General features: G+C 74.0%; 17 protein-coding genes. 5 read left to right on the top strand and 12 right to left on the bottom strand.

Annotated features, from left to right (window positions below):
• Nucleotides 1–9: 9 nt before the first annotated feature.
• Nucleotides 10–1,035, bottom strand: a complete 1,026-nt coding sequence (locus tag BKE41_RS23985; protein ID WP_012321520.1) for a glycosyltransferase — start codon at nucleotides 1,033–1,035, stop codon at nucleotides 10–12.
• Nucleotides 1,036–1,240: 205 nt separating this feature from the next.
• On the opposite strand from BKE41_RS23985, the gene BKE41_RS23980 reads away from it, so the two are divergent.
• On the top strand, nucleotides 1,241–2,074 hold the full coding sequence (locus BKE41_RS23980; protein WP_012321519.1) for a glycoside hydrolase family 16 protein: 834 nt from the start codon (nucleotides 1,241–1,243) through the stop codon (nucleotides 2,072–2,074).
• Between the two features lie 322 nt (nucleotides 2,075–2,396).
• Here the strand turns inward: BKE41_RS23980 and BKE41_RS23975 are convergent, their stop codons facing one another.
• Both BKE41_RS23975 and BKE41_RS23970 read right to left on the bottom strand, forming a co-directional pair.
• Entirely contained in the window at nucleotides 2,397–2,627 is a 231-nt protein-coding gene (locus tag BKE41_RS23975) for a hypothetical protein (protein WP_012321517.1), read from the bottom strand.
• A gap of 45 nt (nucleotides 2,628–2,672) precedes the next feature.
• The gene (locus tag BKE41_RS23970) at nucleotides 2,673–3,410 is read right to left on the bottom strand and encodes a sugar transferase (protein WP_076729977.1); all 738 of its coding nucleotides are present in this window, start codon (nucleotides 3,408–3,410) and stop codon (nucleotides 2,673–2,675) included.
• A gap of 211 nt (nucleotides 3,411–3,621) precedes the next feature.
• On the opposite strand from BKE41_RS23970, the gene BKE41_RS31760 reads away from it, so the two are divergent.
• Nucleotides 3,622–3,774, top strand: coding sequence for a hypothetical protein (locus BKE41_RS31760; protein WP_012321515.1), 153 nt, complete (start codon nucleotides 3,622–3,624; stop codon nucleotides 3,772–3,774).
• Between the two features lie 169 nt (nucleotides 3,775–3,943).
• Nucleotides 3,944–5,020: an acyltransferase gene (locus tag BKE41_RS23965; protein WP_029360035.1), complete on the top strand. Its 1,077-nt coding sequence runs from the start codon at nucleotides 3,944–3,946 to the stop codon at nucleotides 5,018–5,020.
• 34 nt (nucleotides 5,021–5,054) lie between these two features.
• Here the strand turns inward: BKE41_RS23965 and BKE41_RS23960 are convergent, their stop codons facing one another.
• Nucleotides 5,055–5,276 (bottom strand): hypothetical protein, encoded by a 222-nt coding sequence (locus BKE41_RS23960; RefSeq protein ID WP_012321513.1) that lies wholly within the window; start codon nucleotides 5,274–5,276, stop codon nucleotides 5,055–5,057.
• A gap of 555 nt (nucleotides 5,277–5,831) precedes the next feature.
• Between BKE41_RS23960 and BKE41_RS23955 the strand changes: the two genes are divergently transcribed.
• Nucleotides 5,832–6,851, top strand: a complete 1,020-nt coding sequence (locus tag BKE41_RS23955) for a glycosyltransferase (protein WP_245295832.1) — start codon at nucleotides 5,832–5,834, stop codon at nucleotides 6,849–6,851.
• Between the two features lie 4 nt (nucleotides 6,852–6,855).
• The gene (locus tag BKE41_RS23950; protein ID WP_012321511.1) at nucleotides 6,856–7,788 is read left to right on the top strand and encodes a glycosyltransferase; all 933 of its coding nucleotides are present in this window, start codon (nucleotides 6,856–6,858) and stop codon (nucleotides 7,786–7,788) included.
• Nucleotides 7,789–7,794: 6 nt separating this feature from the next.
• Here the strand turns inward: BKE41_RS23950 and BKE41_RS23945 are convergent, their stop codons facing one another.
• The 8 genes from BKE41_RS23945 to BKE41_RS23910 all read right to left on the bottom strand — a co-directional run bounded on the left by BKE41_RS23945 (nucleotide 7,795) and on the right by BKE41_RS23910 (nucleotide 16,661).
• Nucleotides 7,795–9,930: a TonB-dependent hemoglobin/transferrin/lactoferrin family receptor gene (locus tag BKE41_RS23945; protein ID WP_071000747.1), complete on the bottom strand. Its 2,136-nt coding sequence runs from the start codon at nucleotides 9,928–9,930 to the stop codon at nucleotides 7,795–7,797.
• A 181-nt stretch (nucleotides 9,931–10,111) separates the two neighbouring features.
• Nucleotides 10,112–10,936, bottom strand: a complete 825-nt coding sequence (locus tag BKE41_RS23940; protein ID WP_071000187.1) for a heme ABC transporter ATP-binding protein — start codon at nucleotides 10,934–10,936, stop codon at nucleotides 10,112–10,114.
• A 32-nt stretch (nucleotides 10,937–10,968) separates the two neighbouring features.
• Nucleotides 10,969–12,015, bottom strand: a complete 1,047-nt coding sequence (locus BKE41_RS23935; RefSeq protein ID WP_071000186.1) for an iron ABC transporter permease — start codon at nucleotides 12,013–12,015, stop codon at nucleotides 10,969–10,971.
• A 24-nt stretch (nucleotides 12,016–12,039) separates the two neighbouring features.
• Complete coding sequence (locus BKE41_RS23930; RefSeq protein WP_071000185.1) at nucleotides 12,040–12,918, bottom strand: ABC transporter substrate-binding protein; 879 nt, start codon at nucleotides 12,916–12,918, stop codon at nucleotides 12,040–12,042.
• Nucleotides 12,915–13,127, bottom strand: a complete 213-nt coding sequence (locus BKE41_RS23925; RefSeq protein WP_012321506.1) for a hemin uptake protein HemP — start codon at nucleotides 13,125–13,127, stop codon at nucleotides 12,915–12,917. The genes BKE41_RS23930 and BKE41_RS23925 overlap by 4 nt, the downstream gene beginning before the upstream one ends.
• Before the next feature lie 437 nt (nucleotides 13,128–13,564).
• A complete protein-coding gene (locus tag BKE41_RS23920; protein WP_107645315.1) occupies nucleotides 13,565–15,379 on the bottom strand; it encodes a SpoIIE family protein phosphatase in 1,815 nt (604 codons plus the stop codon).
• A gap of 50 nt (nucleotides 15,380–15,429) precedes the next feature.
• Nucleotides 15,430–16,275: a GGDEF domain-containing protein gene (locus BKE41_RS23915; RefSeq protein ID WP_083374410.1), complete on the bottom strand. Its 846-nt coding sequence runs from the start codon at nucleotides 16,273–16,275 to the stop codon at nucleotides 15,430–15,432.
• Complete coding sequence (locus tag BKE41_RS23910; protein WP_012321503.1) at nucleotides 16,272–16,661, bottom strand: DUF1987 domain-containing protein; 390 nt, start codon at nucleotides 16,659–16,661, stop codon at nucleotides 16,272–16,274. Before BKE41_RS23910 ends, BKE41_RS23915 begins: the two co-directional genes overlap by 4 nt.
• Nucleotides 16,662–16,668: the final 7 nt, after the last annotated feature.

Here is a 16,668-nt window from a genome sequence, read left to right as displayed (position 1 = left end):
GGCGCCGGCTCAGCGCGCCGGCTCGAGGCGGCGCTCCGGCCCGAGGAGCAGGCGCGGGCCGGTCTCCCGATCGGGCGCGGGCGCCGGCACGAGGCGCCCGAGCTTGGCCGCCAGGGTCACCGACAGGATGTGGCGCCACGCCAGGGGCGTGCCGAGCAGTTCCCGCAGGGCTGCCGCGTACCCCTGGGCGCGCCGCCGGTCGAGGACGCGCCGGTGCTGCCAGCGCTTCGCCGTCGCGGCGCGGTGGGCCCTGAGAGCCGCCCGGGCCTCCGGGCCGAGACCCGGCCGGGCCAGCACGGCGTCGTCGAAGGCCAGCATCGCCCCGAGGTCGTCGGTCCGGTGCTGCGCGCTCAGCGAGTTCGACCGCTCGACCGCCACGTAGCCGCAGGGCGCCGTCACGGCGAACACCGCCCCGGCCGCCAGCGCCTCGACGTAGAGGGCGTAATCCTCCCCGAGCCGCAGCCGCGGATCGTAGCGCAGCCCCTGCCGGTCCAGGAAACCCCGCCGCATGATCGGTTTCAGGAAGCCGAGTTCGCGCCGGCTCGCGCCGGGGCGGGCGATGTTGCCGGTCACGAAGGTCGCGAGGGTGAGCCGCTGCGGCCGTCCCGGTCCGGTGACGAGGCCGGCGGCGGAGGCGGCCTCGCGGCCGCGGACCATGACGATGTCGTCGGCGATCAGATCCCAGGTCCGGGGCGCGGACAGGAGCCGGCCGAGCCGGCCGTCGAGGAAGTAGTCGTCGGCGTCGAGAATGCAGAGCAGCGGGGCCCGGGCCGCCGCGATGGCGCGGTTCCGGGCCTCGGCGGGCCCGACATTCTCGGCGAGCCGGATCACCTGCAGGCGGCCCGACCCGTCGTCGGCCGCCGCGGCGGCCGCGCCGGTCGCGTCCGCGGAGGCGTCGTCCACGACGATGACCTCGGCGACCTCCGGCTGCCGGAGCGCCGAGGCGACGGCGGTCCCGATCGTGTCCGCGGCGTCCCGCGCGGCGACGATGACGCAGACCTCCGGGACGGGGGACGAGGCCTCTAAGCTGCGCACCGGACGACTCCGCGACTCTCCGGCCGGTCCGCGCCGCGGCCGGTCCGTCGGCACGGTAGGGCGACCCCGGCGGGGCGCGCGAGATCGTCCGAAAGGAGGGGGCCGGCCCGGGCCGGATCGTCCGAATGATCGCCGGCCGGCATTGCCCCCGCCGCTACGATGCGCGCCGCCGCGATCCTGCGGCGACTGGTTTGAGGACGTGCGCATGACGATCTGGTCCGCCCCGGGCCGCCGCCTCTGCGTGGCGGCGACGCTTCTCCTGCAGGCCTACCCCGCGAGCGCGGGCGAGACAGCCGCGCCGCCGGCCGCCGCTCCGGCCGCCCAGGGCGGCCCGTCCTTCGTGGAGCTCTTCAGCAGCCTGAACGACCGCCGCTGGTACGTCTCGGACGGCTGGGTCAACGGCGACTGGCAGGGCTGCACGTGGTCGAAGCACCGCGCCCGGATCGCGACGCCCGGCGCTCTCTCGCTGTCCCTGACGGACATCACCTACAAGGAGCGCCCGTTCAGCTGCGCCGAGATCCAGACCCGCGAGCGCTACGGCTACGGCACCTACGAAGTCCGGATGCGGGCCGGGGCCGGGTCCGGCATGGTCTCGGCGTTCTTCACCTATAACGGCCCCGAGAACGGCGACCGGCGGACGAACGACGAGATCGATTTCGAGTGGCTCGGCAAGGACACGAGCAAGGTCCAGCTCAACTACTTCGTCGGCGGCGTCGGCGAGCATGTCAGCCTCGACGCCCTCGGCTTCGACGCCGCGACCACCACCGCGGACTACGCCTTCGAGTGGCTGCCCGACCGCCTGCGCTGGTACGTCAACGGGCGCCTGCTGCGCGAGGTCATCGGCACGCCCGACCGGCCGATCCCGTCGCACCCGAGCAAGATCATGCTCAGCGTCTGGTCGGGACAGGGCCCGGACTTCGCCTCCTGGCTCGGACCGACGGAGTACTCGGGACAGCCGGTCACCGCGCTGTTCGAGCGGGTCGCGTTCACCCGGATGGGCGATCCGTGCGGCTTCAAGGAATCGATCGTCTGCCGCTAGCCACACCGGCGGGCGGACGCCGCACCGGAGACCGCCCCTGACATCGACCCGGACATCGCGCCGGACATCGCCCCGCACACGGCTCCGCACAGGCCCCCGCACACCGGAACCGAGACCGGGCGGGGCTAAATCTTAACGTCTCCGCGGCAGGCTGGGCCCTCGAACGCGCCCGGAGCCACGCGATGCATTGGTCGAGCCTCGTCATCGCCGCGTACGCCGCCGGCTTCGTGGAGTTCTGGCGCCTCTGCCTTCAGGCGCCGGCCGCCGAGGAGGATCCGGCCTGACGTGCCCGCGTCGCCGCGCCGGGCCGCGCTGGGCCGGTTCAGCGCTCGTTGGCGATCGGCCGCAGCAGGGCGCCGAGCAGGAAGGCCAGCTGTCCGCAGATCAGCAGCGCCGTGCCGCGCCGCAGGCACGCGCCGGCGCTCAGGTTGTAGACGACGAGGCCGTAGCCGACCTCGGCCGCCACGATCGGGACGAAGACCAGCAGACGCCAGACCGAGCCGAAGCGGCCCAGCATCACGCCCAGCAGGGCGTTGAGCATCATGCCCTTCATCGGTGCGCTCCGCGGCGGGCGCGGCGTGGCCGCCCGGTCATGGCGCTAGCGGCTGCCGCGCTGGCACAACACGGCCGGGACCGTCTTGAACAGGATGGCGAGGTCGCGGGTGAGGCTCCACTGACTGGCATAGGCGCAATCCAGGGCGACGCGCTCGGCGTAGCCGGTATCGCTGCGTCCGGAGACCTGCCACAGGCCGGTCAGCCCCGGCGGGACGGAGAAGCAGGCGGTGAAGTCGGCGCCGTAGCGGACGACCTCGGCCTGGACGATCGGCCGCGGTCCCACGAGGCTCATCTCGCCGCGCAGCACGTTCCAGAGCTGCGGCAGCTCGTCGAGGGAGGTCTTGCGCAGGACGTGGCCGAGCGCCGTCACGCGGGGATCGTGGGTGAGCTTGAAGGACGCCTCCCACTCGGCCCGGGCCTCGGGATTCTCGGCGAAATGCCGCGCCAGCACCGCGTCGCCGTCCGCGACCATGGACCGGAACTTCAGGCATCCGAAGGGGCGCCCGTACCGGCCGAGGCGCTTGTGGCGGAAGATCGGCGACCGGCCGTCGCTGCCCCAGATCAGCAGCGCGATGAACAGCAGCAGGGGCAGCAGCAGGAACAGCGCCGTCAGCGCGATGCTCGCGTCGAGGACGCGCTTCATCGCCCAGCTCACCCGGAGGCCGGGGCCGGCCTGCCGCGGGGCCGGCAATGTCTTGACCAACGCGTCGTTCAGCGTCTCGACCATTTCCTGCGGCGTCGACGACTCGATCGGCGTCGGGGTCCCAGCCGGGCGCAACATGTCGGCTCCTTGACTCGGGGCGAGACGGGGTCGGAACTTGCGGAGCGACGGGCGCAGCCGGCCGGTCCGGCCAGCGTCGCCGCAGCCGGCTTCGGCGGCTCTCGGCCGGTCCGAAGGGGCGTCGATCGCAGGCAAAACCCTTGCGACAACACTGGGCCCACGACAGGTTCGGCAACAAGACGGCCGCCGATCCATCAATGGAGGTAAGGCGTTGCTGGTCGTGCTGGTCTTCGCTGCGCTGATTGGAGGAGCGATCGGCTTCGCGGTTGTTCTACCGAAGGGTTTCCTGCTCGCGGTGCTCTCCGCCCAGGCTGGGGCGGCCGTCGCCGTCGGCCTCGTCGTCCTGCTCACCCGGCGCCGCTGACGGCCCTGCCGGGCGGCGGGACCGCTTTCGGGGAGGTCCGGTCCGCCGATCGAGGTAGGGGCTCCCGCGCGAGGCCCGGTCTAAGGCGGGGTGTCCGGCCCTCCCGGCCGGACCCGACCGCGCGGGCGCGTTCTGCCCCGGCACGGTCGATCACCGGACGGGACGCGCCGTGGCCCCTTCAGAGCGCCGCATCAACGGGTTCGACGGCCTGCGGGCCCTGGCGTTCCTAATGGTCTTCGTCAGCCACAAGGCGCCGAGCCCGAGGACCGAGGCCCTCGGCACGACCGGCGTGTGGCTGTTCTTCGTCCTGAGCGGCTTTCTGATCGTCCGGATCCTCGCCGCCGCCCGCACGGCCGTGGAGGCGGGCGCGTCGACGCCACTCGGCAGCCTCGGGCTGTTCTACCGGAACCGCCTGGCCCGGATCGTGCCGGTCTACTACGTCTTCCTGTTCGTGCTCTACACGGTCCGGCCCGGCGATCCGGCCAGTCTCGGCGACGAGGCGTTCAAGCTCGCGACGTGGTTCTACGTCACGAACATCTACATCGAGCAGAACGGCTGGGGGACCGAGCTCGGCCATCTCTGGAGTCTCGCCGTCGAGCAGCAATTCTACCTTCTGTTCGCGCCGGCGGCCCTGTTCCTGCCGCGGCGCCATCTCGGCGCGCTGTGCTGGCTCCTGGTCGGGATCAGCGTCCTGATGCACGGCGCCCTGTTGTGGGCGGGCGCCGCGCCGCGGTGCTTCGACGTCGACACCCTCGCCAATCTCGGGCTGATCGCGCTGGGCGGTCTCGCCGGCCTGCGCACCCGGCCGCTCCCGGCCTGGCTTGCCCGCGACGCCGCCCTGGCCGGCGTGCTGATCCTGTTCGTGACCCTGCCGCTCCTGATCGCGCCGACCGGCTGGTGGCTGATTCTCGGCCGCCTCAGCGGCGTCCTGGCGGCGCTGCTGCTGCTGCAGGTGGTCCAGCTGCGGGACGGCCGCGCGGTCGCCCTCCTGGAGATCCCGTGGCTGCGCCGGATCGGCGTGATCAGCTACGCCGCCTACCTGTTCCACGTGCCGCTCCACGCGGAGCGGGTGCTGGCCCTCGTCGGCATCGACGTCGCCGGACCGCGCTCGGTCTCCATGGCGCTCGACCTGCTGCTGACGCTGCTGCTGGCGGACCTGTCGTGGCGGCTCCTGGAGCGGCCGGCCCGTCGCCTGCTGCGGGCCCCGCGCCGGCGTGTCGGCGCCTCCGCGCTGGTCAGTCCGTAATCCCGTCGCGCAGCGACCGGGACCGCCCTCCGGCTCAGCCCTTGATCGGCAGACGGCCGACCTCCGCTCCGGTGGCGTCGCGCACGACGAGCGTCCACGCGCCGCCCGGTCCCGCGGCCTCCAGTTCACCCGCCATTTCGTCGATCACGCTGCGGGCCTCCGCCAGCGCCTCGGACAAGTCCTCGGCTTCCACGCCCTGGGCGTCGCGGATCGTCTCCTCGCCGTTCTCGATGTCGAAATAGAAGCGACTGGGCACTCATCTCCTCCCTGAATGCTGCCCTCGGGAGGGCCCTCGGATACTACCTACGTAGTTCGCCCACGTCCGACAATGCTCAGTAGGAGACATAAACCTTAACAAACACCAAAACTGTTTTCGTTGGTTGCGTTGCAATAATGTCGAGATTCCAGCCAAATAATCCATTATAGGTATCGCCGATCACCCTTCCGGCCGCTTCGGCGATGGCGGCGCGCGGTGACGGGCCTCAGGGGCGTTCGGCATGGCAGCCTCCGGCGATTCGAGCCTCGAAAAAGATTCTCCCGCCACGGCGGCGAGAAAACAAAGATTGCGCGCCCACGTCCGGGCGATTCTGGCGAAGGGCCTCACCGTCCGGAATTCCCGCGCCGCCGGCGACACGGCCTCCGACGAACGCTGACCGCGGCCGGCCGCCGGGGCCATCCCCCGCAATGGGAGGGGATGGCCGCCGCCCTACGCCCTTTGAGCGTCGTGCACCCGGATCGCTTCCGGCCAAAGTCGGGGGCGGTCTCGGAGGCCGCGCCCGGCGGCCCAGGAAGCGCGATGGCGGATCAACTCTTGTCCGATGCTCGGGGCACGTTCGTGGACGTCTCGTTCATCATGGCCGCGCACGATGCGGCGCCGTGGATCGCGACGGCCGTCCGCTCCGCCCTGGCCCAGACCGGCGTCGCCGTCGAGGTCGTGGCGGTCGATGACGGCTCGCGGGACGGGACCGCCTCCGTGCTGGCGCGCCTGGCGGAGGCCGACCCGCGGGTCCGCGTGATTCCCCTCGCCGAGGCCGGGCCGGGCGCCCCCCGGGGCCCGTCGAGCGCCCGGAACGCGGCCCTGAACGCCGCCCGGGGCCGCTGGATCGCGATCCTCGACGCCGACGACCTGATCCTGCCCGACCGCACCCGGACCCTGCTCGATCTCGCGCTCGCGGCGGATGCCGACATCGTCGCCGACAACCCGATCCCGTTCACCGACATGTTCGACCCGCAGGGGCCGGGCATGCTGGATGGCGGCCGGGAGCCGTACCTGTTCGAGATCGATCTCGCCAAGTACATCACCAGCAACCACATGCTCAGCCGGGTCACCAAGCTGGGCTACCTCAAGCCCATGATGCGCGCCGAGATCCTGCGCCGGCACGGCATCCGGTACGACGAGGGCGTCCGGATCGGCGAGGATTTCCTGCTGTGCCTGGAAGCCCTTGCGGCCGGGGCGCGGTTCGTGGTCACCACCTATGCCGGTTACGGCTATCGGCGCGGACCGAGCTCCCTGTCGCACCGGCTGCGCCAGGGCGACATCGCGCGCCTCGACGCGGCCTTCGCGGCCCGGACCGAGCGTGGCCGCCTCGCGGAGGCCCGGTCGCGGTCCGCCGAGGTCCGCCACGGCAGCCACGCCTACCGAGACGGCCTCGCGATGACGCGGCTGATCGCCCAGGTCATCGAGGCGGCCCAGGCCGGGCGGTGGCTCGCGGGCACCGTGCTGGCGCTTCGGCATCCGCGGATCTGGCGGTTCCTGGCCGCGACGCTGCTGGAGGCGGCGGGCAAGCGCCTGCGGCCGCGGCCGCACGCCCTCCCGATCGGACAGAGGTAAGACGATGCGCCTGTGCATCTGCATCTGCACCTGCGAGCGGCCCGTCGGGCTGGCGCGCCTGCTCAAGGCCCTGGACCAGCAGCGGCTCGGCAGCCTCGCCGAGACCGCCCTGCGCATCCTGATCATCGACAACGGGCGCGGCCGCGCCGCCGTCCCGGTGGTTGAGGCCTACCGGGCGACCGGCCGCTTTCCGGTCACCTACGTCCGGGAGGAGACCCGCGGCCTCGCCGCGGTCCGCAACCGGAGCCTCGCGGAGGCCTCCGCGGCCGGCGCGGACTGGGTCGCGCTGATCGACGACGACGAGTTCCCCGACCGCGACTGGCTCCGCAACCTGCTCGAGACCGCCCTCGCCGCGGGCGTCGCGGCCTGCGTCGGGCCGGTCGTGCCGTTCTTCGACCGGGTTCCGCCCGCCTGGGCGGCCGCCGGGGGCTTCTTCGCCAAGCGCCTGCCGGTCCGCGACGGCTTCGTGGAGGACGGCTACACCGCCAACGCGCTCCTGGACCTGCGGGTGATCCGGGCGCTGGGCCTGTCCTTCGACATGCGCTTCAACACCATGGGCGGCGAGGACACGTTCTTCTTCCGGACGCTGATGCTCGCCGGGCACCGGATCGCCTGGGCCGAGAGGGCCCTGGTCTACGACAGCATCCCGACGCACCGGATGCGGGTGCGCTGGCTGCTGGCCCGCTGGTACCGCAGCGGCAGCGTCGAGGCCTATCTCGGCCGGCTCCGCCCGGAGACGGTGAGCGGCCGGCTCGCCAACGCGGGCCGCGGCTTCGCGCGCCTCGCCGGCGGCCTGCTGCGGCTCGGGGTCGCCGGCCTGTCCCTCAGGCCGGCGACCCTGATCGGCGGCGGCTACACGCTGTGCCGGGGAGCCGGCCTGCTCGCGGCCGTGATCGGCCTGAGCTACCGGGAGTACCACCCGTCGCGCTACCGCTAGCCGCGCCTACCGGGTCGCGAACGCGATGCTGAGCGACGCCTTGGCGACGAGGCCCGGGCTCGCCAGCGCGTCGTTGTACGCGCGGTAGCGCCGGTCGAGGACGTTCTGGACGGCGACGTCCGCGGTGATCCGGTCGGTGACCGCGCAGGTGGCGAAGAGGTCCACCAGCCCGTAGGCCTTGGTGGCCCGGCTCCGGGCGGCGGCGGGCAGGTCGGTGCGGGCCTCCACCAGGGTCAGGCGCGTGCCCACGACGAGCCGGTCGGCGAGGAAGCGCAGGCCCAGCGTCGTGCCGATCCGGTCCGGCGGCACCGTGAGCAGGCTCTCGCGGGTGGCGCGGTCGCGGCCGTCGACGTGGGTGGCGGCGAACGACACGAAGCCCCGGCCCCAGTCGTAGGTCCCCTCCAGCTCCGCGCCCGACAGGTCGGCCCGGGCGACGTTCCGGTACTGGTAGGACCGGGCCGGGATCACGCAGGGGAAGCGCCCGGGCCGGGCGGCGCAGATCGAGGCCGGGACGCCGGGAATCGCCGGGACGTAGGAGGCCGGCCCGACCGCCTGCATGTCGATGAAGCCGTCGACCGCCGTGTCGAACAGCGCGAGCTTGGCCCGCAGCGCGTCCTCCGGCCCCACCACCCCGTCGGCGCGCAGGTTGGCGCCGCCCTCGACGGTGCGGGCCACCTCCGGCCGCAGGGCCGGATTCGGCAGGATCGCGAAGGCCGGGAACGGGTGGATGCCCTCCATCAGCGTCTCGGTGATCGTGGGCGCGCGGTAGCCCTCGGCATAGGTCCCGTAGAGTTCGAGGCCGCCGACCGGCGCGACGCCGACCGTGATCTTCGGCGAGACCCGCGCGCCGCGCGCGCGATAGGCCCCGCCGTCGAGCCGGTAGCCGTCGTGCCGGAGCGCGCCGACGATGCGCAGCCACGGCGCGGCGCGGATCTCGTCTTGGAGGAAGGCGCCGGCCAGCTCCCGCCGTCCCGACGGCGTGAAGGCCGCGCCGAAGCCGCCGGCCTGGTCGGTGGTCCGGACGCGATTCGCCACGCCGTCGCCGCCGAGCGTGAGCGCGTGCGCGACCGGGCCGGTCTCGAACCGGGCGGTGTTGTGGGCGTCGAAGCCCGCGGTGGCGAGGTCGTAGGTCAGGCGGTCGCCGGCCCGGGTGCCGAGCCGGCCGTAGAGACCGCGCGGCGAGTCCTGCAGGAAGGTCAGCGCGTCGCGGGTCGTGGTCGCGTAGCCGTCGAGGCTGAGGTCGACGAGCGGCACGTCCGGTCGGGCGAACCGGTAGCCGAAGGTGACGGTGTCGGCCTGCACGGCGTTGGCGAAGCGGGCCCCCGCGCCGGTATCGCCGCCGTTGACGAAGGCGAATCGCTGCAGGAGCGCCGTGGCGTGGAGCGCGTGCCCCTCGGCCGGCCGGAGGGTGAGCTTGGCGAGGCCCGCGTTCAGCTCGCTGCCGGTGTCGGGCACCGGCAGGCCGGCACCGTCGCGATAGGGCGCGGTGTCGCGGAAGACGAACTGCCCGAACACGTCCGCGGCGGTGCCGATGCGGGCGCCGAGCGCCGAGCTGTTCACGAAGCGCTGGCCGTTCGTGCCGAAGCCCTGCTTCTGCACGAAGCCGGTACTCTCGTCGGGAGCCAGGATGTCGTCGATCGACCGGGTGCGGAACGCCGCGACGCCCCCGATGGCGCCGGAGCCGTAGACCGTCGCCGTCGGCCCGCGGGTGACGTCGACGCCGCCGACGAGCTCGGGATCGAGGTAGAACACGCCGTTGGCCCCGTGGCCCGAGACCTGGAAATCCTGCCGGGCCCCGTCGACCAGGACGTTCACCCGGCCGAAATCCTGGAGGCCGCGGATGTTGATCGCCTGCGCCGGGTCGTTCCGGTTCTCCTGGGTGATCACGCCGGGCACGTCGCGCAGCACCTCGGACAGGCGCCCGGGCTGGAGACGGTCGAGCGCGGCCCGCGGGACGACGCTCGTGCCCGCCAGGGCGTCGACGGCCGGGACGGCGGTCTTGGTCGCGGTGACCGACAGGGTGTCGAGGCCGATCGCGGGCTCGGGGAGCGCGGCCTGGCCGGCCTCCTCCGCCCGGGCGCCCGGCAGGGTCGCCAGCACGACGCCGAGGGCGACGAGCGCCCGGTGAGAAGCATAAGGCATGATGACAGCCGCCCGCACACAGTCGTTCCAGAGAGCTGGCTGGCGGATGGCTGGCTTGCTGAAGATTGTCTCGCCGATCGCGACAGAGATGTGCAACCGGCATTTCCGGGATTGCTGGCCCGCGCGCCGCGCATTGCCTGCCCGCGCGGGCCGGACGCCGCCCGGGAGCCGCGAAGTCCGATCAGTCCCGCGCGCGACCGGCCGCACTCCGGTGCGGCAGCAGGAAGGGCTGGCCGCCCGCGGGCACCCGCCCGACCGGCCAGCGGACGCCGAAGACCCCGGCGATCAGGTCGTCGGTCAGGACCTCGGCCGGCCGCCCGCCGGCGACCAGCCGGCCGCCGTCGAGGACCAGCAGCCGGTCGGCGTAGGCGGCCGCGAGGTTGAGGTCGTGGAGGATCGCCACCACGGCGACGCCGGTCGCCGCCAGCCCGGCGGCGGCGTCGAGCAGCGCGCCCTGGTGCCGGAGGTCGAGGCTCGCGGTCGGCTCGTCGAGGAACAGTACCTGCCGGTCGGCGACCGTGCGGCCGGCCTCCAGCTGACAGAGCACCCGGGCGAACTGCACCCGCGCCTGCTCCCCGCCCGAGAGGGTCGGGTAGGCCCGGTCGGCGAGATGCGCCACGTCGGCCCGCGCGAGGGCCCGCGCCAGGATCGCCGCCCGGTCGCGGGCCCCGAGGCCCCGGCCGATGCCGTCGAGGCCGATCCGGGCGACCTCGGCCGCCGCGAACGGGAAGGCGAGGCGCGCCGCCTGCGGCAGCACCGCCCGCATCGCGGCGAGCCGCCAGGGCGGGATCGTCGCCACGGGCGCGCCGTCATAGGCGACGGTGCCGCTCGTGGGCCGCAGGGCGCCGCTGAGCAGGCGGACGAGGGTCGACTTGCCGGCCCCGTTCGGGCCGACGATCACCTGCAGGCTGCCGGCCTCCACCGCCAGGGAGACGTCGCGCACGAGCGCGCGCCCCGCCACCGTGACGGTCAGGTCGCGGGCCGCGAGCAGGGCCGGATCAGGCATGGTCAGACATCGTCAGACATCGTCAGACATCGTCAGACATCGTCCACCCGCACCCGGCCGAGGAGCAGCCACAGGAAGACCGGCGCGCCGACCAGCGCGGTGACGATCCCGATCGGCAGCTCGGCGGGCGCGGCGACGAGGCGCGCCACCACGTCGGCGAGCACCAGGAAAGCGCCGCCGAGAAGCGCCGCGGCCGGCAGCAGCAGCCGGTGCCCCGGGCCGATCAGCAGCCGCAGGGCGTGCGGCACCACGAGGCCGACGAAGCCGATCACCCCCGCCGCCGCCACGCTGGCGCCGACCGCCACCGCCACCAGCACGATGCAGGCGCGCTTCAGCCGCTCCACCGGGACGCCGAGGTGGAAGGCCTCGGCCTCGCCGAGGACGAGCGCGTTCAGGCCGCGGCCCAGGAGCGGGACCGCGGCCAGCACCGGCAGGATCAGCGGCGCCGAGGCCGCGACCTTGGACCAGGTGGCGCCGCCGAGGCTGCCCAGCGACCAGAAGGCGAGATCGCGCAGTTGCCGGTCGTCGCTGACGAAGGTCAGCAGGCCGGTCAGCGCGCCGCTCAGCGCCCCCAGCGCGATCCCCGCGAGCAGCATCGTCGCCACCGCGGTGCGCCCGGACCGGGTCGCGAGGGCGTAGAGGATGAGGGTCGCGCACAGGCCGCCGAGGAAGGCCCCGGCCGGCAGCGCGGCGTAGGGCAGCGGTCCCAGGACACCCAGGCGGGCGAGGATCCGGTCGCCGAGCACAATGATGACCGCGGCGGCGAGCCCAGCCCCCGACGAGACCCCGACCAGCGCCGGGTCGGCCAGGGGGTTGCGGAACAGCCCCTGCATCAGCGCTCCGGAGACCGCCAGCCCGGACCCGACCAGCAGCCCCAGCAGGGTGCGGGGCAGGCGGATCGAGAGGATCACCAGCGCGTCCCGGGCGCGGGCCGGATCGCTCCCCTCCCCGGTCAGGGCCGCGAGGACCCGCTCCGGCGGGATGCGGATCGCCCCGAGGCTCACGGAGAGCAGGGCGGCGGCGAGCACCAGGGCCGCCAGGATGCCCAGCACCCAGGGCGTCGCGGAACGGCGGCTCACGCGCCCCGCCCGCCGCGGCGCGGCTCAGTCACGCGGCAGGTCCGGATAGAGCGCCCGCATCAGGTCGGTGGCGGCCTCGGGCGTGCGCGGCCCGAAGCCGAGGAGGTAGAGGCCGTCCATGGCCACCAGCCGGCCCTGCGCCGCCGCCGGCGTCTGGCCGAGGGCCGTGCCGGGGGCGAAGATGCTCTCGGGCCTCGGCGGCTCGGGGCCGTTCTGCATCATCACCACCGCGTCGGGGGCGGCGGCCAGGATGGCCTCGTCGGTCATCGGCTTGAAGCCGTCCAGGCCCGCCGCAGCGTTGGCGATGCCCGCCAGGGTCAGGATGCCGTCCGCCGAGGAGCCGGTGCCGCCGACGACGGTCCGGCCGCCCTGGACCGACAGGACGACGAGGGCCCGGGCCGTCCGGGCGATCCGGGCGCGCCGGACCGCGAGGTCGGCGAAACGGGTGCGGACCTCGGCCTCGAGGGTCTCGGCCTCCCGCTCCAGGCCCGCGAGGCGCCCGACTGTCTCGATCTTGTCCAGCACGCCCTCGGGGCTCGGCGGCTCCGTCACCGTCTCGACGCGCAGCCCGGCCTCGCGCAGCTGCGTCAGGACCGCGGGCGGCCCGGCCCCCTCGGCGGCGATGATCAGGTCGGGCTGCTGCGCGAGCAGGCCCTCGGCCGAGAGCGCCCGCAGGTAGCCGACATTCGGCTTCTCGCGCAGCGCCTCGGGCGGGTAGAGGCTGGTCGTGTCGACCGCGACGATCCGGCCGCCGGCGCCGAGGCGGTAGAGGATCTCGGTGACGGCCCCGCCCAGGGCGGCGATGCGGGTGGCCGCCTGCGCGGCGGCGGTGCGCGGAGCGAGCGCCCCGGCCGCGGCGGCGGCCAGGAGGGCGCGGCGCGACAGAAGGCCGGGTGCGCTCATTTGGTCAGGATCAGCTTGTCGCTGGCGGTCACCCGCAGGCGATAGGCGTGGTCGCCGTGGCGGATGACGATCTCGCGGCGCCCCTGCAGGAGGCGCGCGGAGCCGATCTCGCCCGCCACCTCGGACCGCGGAACCGGCTGGGCCGCGCCGGGCCCGGCGCGGGTGCCGGCCGGAACGCCGCGCTGCCCTTCTCTTTCGGCACACAACATGGACCGATCGCTCCAGATCTGTTCTTTGTAAATTTTCAAATGAGAGAATGGTATCGACAGAAAGGCAGCGTAACGGCAATTGATCGCGGGCGCCACCCCGCCGAGAGGTGGCGGTTTTACTTGAGACATCAGCGGTGAAAAGCGGGCGATATCGCTGTTCGGCCACGGAGATCGTCGCGCGCGCGCCCGCGGCCGATTCCGAGCGGCGGACATTGGTACAGACGGCGTCCGCGGCGCAGGCGGATCGCGCGACGGCGCGGCCGGCCGCACGGCTCCTTCGAGGTGCCCGCCGCGCGGCCGCGACGCCTCTCCCGGGCCCGGGCATGGCGCGGGCCGGATCGCCGGCCCGAGGATCGCCGGCCCGACGCCGCTGTTGGATCGATCGATGCGCCGCCGGACTCGCCAGTCCCGGACACGGCGCCGGATAACGGGCCGCCTCAGGCGGCCGCCGCCGCTCCGTTCTGGGGAAACCGGAACGCCACCAGGGTCATGTCGTCCCGCCGGGTCTCGGCGCCGCGATAGGCGTCGAGGTCGGCCTCGAGGGCGGCGGCCTGGGCGGCGAGGGGCAGGTCGGCGTGGCGCAGGAGGCTGTCGGCCACGCCGCGCTGGCCGAGGAGCCGCGGCGCCCGGTCCGGCGCCGCGCGGCCCATCTGATCGGTGATGCCGTCCGTCATCAGGTAGAAGGTGGCGCCCGCCACCGGAACGGCGATGTCCGCGATGACGTCCTCCCGCTGGCCCGCCCGGGCGGGGCGCGGGTAGCCGAGACCCCGGCGGCCGCCGCGGACGCGCTCGGCCACGCCGTCCCGGACCACCGTGAGCGACAGGCCGGCGCCGGCGAAGTGCAGGGTGCCGGCCGCGCGGTCCCAGACGCACAGGCCGCAATCGAGCCCGTCATCCGATTCGGCGCCGCGGCCGTCCTGGCGGAGCTGCGTGCGGACCATCGCGTCGAGCCCGGCGAGGATCGCGGCCGGCGCGCGCAGGCCGCGCTCGTGCAGCAGCCGGTCGAGGGCGGTCGCGACGATCAGGGTCAGGAACGCGCCGGGCACGCCGTGGCCGGTGCAGTCGGCCACGGCGATCACGCAGAGGCCGTCGATCTCCTCCAGCCAGAAATAGTCGCCGCCGACGACGTGGAGCGGTTCCCACAGCACCGCGACCTCGACCCCGGCGCCCGCCAGGGCGTTCCGGTCCGGCAGCACCGAATCCTGGATGCGCCGGGCGTAGCCGATGCTCTCGACCACCTGGCGGTTGGCGCGCTCCAGCCTGTCGTGGGCCTGCTCCAGCTCGACGAGGAGCTGCTTGGCGGCGTCGCCGCTCCGCAGGCCCTCGACCATGCGGTTGAAGGCCTGGCTGATGACGTCGATCTCGTTGCTCGGCCGGTAGGCGCCCCCGAGCTCCACGGTCGTCCAGCGCTTGTGCTCGATCTCCCGCATGGCGAGCAGCAGCCGCATCAGCGGCGCCATGACGTGGCGGCGCACGGTGGCGTGCAGGGTGATCACGAAGGCGATCATCAGCCCGACGCTGGCGCCGAGGGCGAGCATCACCTGCCACGCCGCGTTGTCGCGCAGCGCCCTGGTGGAGACCGTGACGGTCAGGCTGCCCGCCGGGCCGGCGCGGCCGGGCACCGAGAGGTCGGCCTGGGCCGAGAGGGTGGACCAGCCCCGCGCCGGGGGCGCCGCGCCCGCCGTCCCGACGACGTGGCCCGCGGCGTCGCGCAGGACGGCGTGGGCGAAATCGGGCTCCGCGGCCAGGGCCTTGAGCGGGGCGTCGTAGGCGTCCGGGTCGCGCGCCCAGTCGGGCCGCGCGATCGCCGCGGCGGTGAGCCGGGCGAGGAGGTGCGCCCGGTCGCCGTACAGGCGGAGCTGGTCGGTGTAGGTCACCCAGGCGATCCCGAGCTGGGTCAGCAGCAGGAGGGCGCCGATCACCGGGTAGATGCGCAGGAACAGGGTGTGGGACAGGCTGTCGAGGTCGCGGCCCCGGGCCGCCCCGCGCAGGGCGCCGGGCTTCATCAGCTCGTCCGCGGGCGCCCCCGCGGCCAGCACGTCGGCGAAGCCGCGCTTCGACAGGGGATCGCCCCGGCGGATCGGGCCGGCCCCGCGCAGGCCGCCCGCGCGCCCGGCGCCGCCGGCGGCCGGGACGGGGTCGATGTCGGCGAAGCCGAGCTGCGCCAGGGCGTCGCCGGTCCGCAGCGGTCTCGCGCCGCGGATCCCCCCGACGGGACGCGGGCTGTCCAGGGCCGTGTCAGGTCCGCTCACGCGACGTCACTCCGTGTCACAGCGGTTGCGCGCATGCGCCGGGCGGCACCTCAGGTCAGGGACGCGCCCGGCTCCGCCGCGCAGCGCACGCAGTCGCGGCCGGCGTGCTTGGCGGCGTAGAGCGCCGCGTCGGCCCGCCGGAGCGTCGCCGACATCGACTCGCTCGGGCCGAACGCCGCGAGGCCGATGCTCACCGAGATCGGCAGCGGCCCGTGCTCCAGGCGCACGGGCCGCTGCGCCACCGCGTGGCGGAGCTGCTCCGCGATGGCCTGCGCCTCGGCCAGCACGGTGCCGGTGACGAGGATGGCGAATTCCTCGCCGCCCATGCGGCCGATCACGTCGACCGCGCGCAGGCTATCGCGGCAGGTCTCGACGAAGGCCTTGAGGACCGTGTCGCCCGCGCTGTGGCCGTAGCGGTCGTTGATCAGCTTGAAGCGGTCGAGGTCGAGCATCAGCACGCTGGAGGGCGTGTCGCCCGACTGGGTCCGGGCCCAGACCTCCTCGCAGATCTGCAGGAAGCGGCGGCGGGACAGGGCGTCGGTGAGGTGGTCGGTGTCGGCGAGGCGGCGGAGCTCGGCCTCGAGGCGCGCCCGGTGCTCGATCTCCGCCGAGAGGGCGTCGTTGAGGTGGCGCAGGGCGCGCTGCTGCTCGGCGAGCCGCTGGTTGGCCCGGTGCAGGTCGAGCTGCATCCGGTCGCTCAGCCGCACCAGCCGGCGCTGCTCGTGGTAGCTGCGCCGGTAGGCGCCGGCGAGCTCCCGCACCCCGTCGCCGACCTCGGCGAGGCGGGCCAGCATCACCTCGGACCGGCCGAGGACGGCCTCCTCGGTGTCGAACAGGCTGAAGGCGTCCGCCGGCTCGGACAGGAGATCGTGGGCCGGCGCCCGGTGCGGGCTCACGCGGGGACGCTCGCGATCATCTCGAACCGGGCATGCGCGAAATCGGCCGCGAAATCCTCGCCGGCCTCCTGGATCACGTCGTCGTCGGCGCCGAACATCCAGCGGATCGTCACCGGGCGCCCCTCGGCGGCGGCGTCCTCCAGGGGCATGAACAGGTTCATCAGCGCCTTGGCGCTCGACGAGTTGAAATAGGCGAGCGCGACGTCGAAGGTGATCGGGCTCGCCTCGGTCGCCGCGAGGTGGCCGCGCAGGGCCTGCAGCAGCGGGCCGAAGAACGCGGCGGCGTCCTCCGGGTAGGATTCGCCGCGCAGGACGAGCCGCCCCGACGCGAAGTCGAAATCGACCTCGGGCGAGCGCTCGGTCCGGGGCAGCGTGATGCGGTCCATGTCCGTG

The organism is Methylobacterium sp. C1 (assembly GCF_001854385.1).
In the GTDB taxonomy this organism is placed as follows: domain Bacteria; phylum Pseudomonadota; class Alphaproteobacteria; order Rhizobiales; family Beijerinckiaceae; genus Methylobacterium; species Methylobacterium radiotolerans.
Note: the sequence above shows the minus strand (reverse complement) of the source record. Positions and strands in the feature narration are given on the sequence as shown.

Excerpts from the sequence above, each read along its gene's own strand:
- BKE41_RS23910 (WP_012321503.1), bottom strand. The coding sequence starts at position 16,661 with ATGGACCGCATCACGCTGCCCCGGACCGAGCGCTCGCCCGAGGTCGAT.
- BKE41_RS23975 (WP_012321517.1), bottom strand. The coding sequence starts at position 2,627 with ATGAAGGGCATGATGCTCAACGCCCTGCTGGGCGTGATGCTGGGCCGC.
- BKE41_RS23970 (WP_076729977.1), bottom strand. The coding sequence starts at position 3,410 with ATGTTGCGCCCGGCTGGGACCCCGACGCCGATCGAGTCGTCGACGCCG.
- BKE41_RS23925 (WP_012321506.1), bottom strand. The coding sequence starts at position 13,127 with ATGTTGTGTGCCGAAAGAGAAGGGCAGCGCGGCGTTCCGGCCGGCACC.
- BKE41_RS23940 (WP_071000187.1), bottom strand. The coding sequence starts at position 10,936 with ATGCCTGATCCGGCCCTGCTCGCGGCCCGCGACCTGACCGTCACGGTG.
- BKE41_RS23945 (WP_071000747.1), bottom strand. The coding sequence starts at position 9,930 with ATGCCTTATGCTTCTCACCGGGCGCTCGTCGCCCTCGGCGTCGTGCTG.
- BKE41_RS23930 (WP_071000185.1), bottom strand. The coding sequence starts at position 12,918 with ATGAGCGCACCCGGCCTTCTGTCGCGCCGCGCCCTCCTGGCCGCCGCC.
- BKE41_RS23950 (WP_012321511.1), top strand. The coding sequence starts at position 6,856 with ATGCGCCTGTGCATCTGCATCTGCACCTGCGAGCGGCCCGTCGGGCTG.
- BKE41_RS23980 (WP_012321519.1), top strand. The coding sequence starts at position 1,241 with ATGACGATCTGGTCCGCCCCGGGCCGCCGCCTCTGCGTGGCGGCGACG.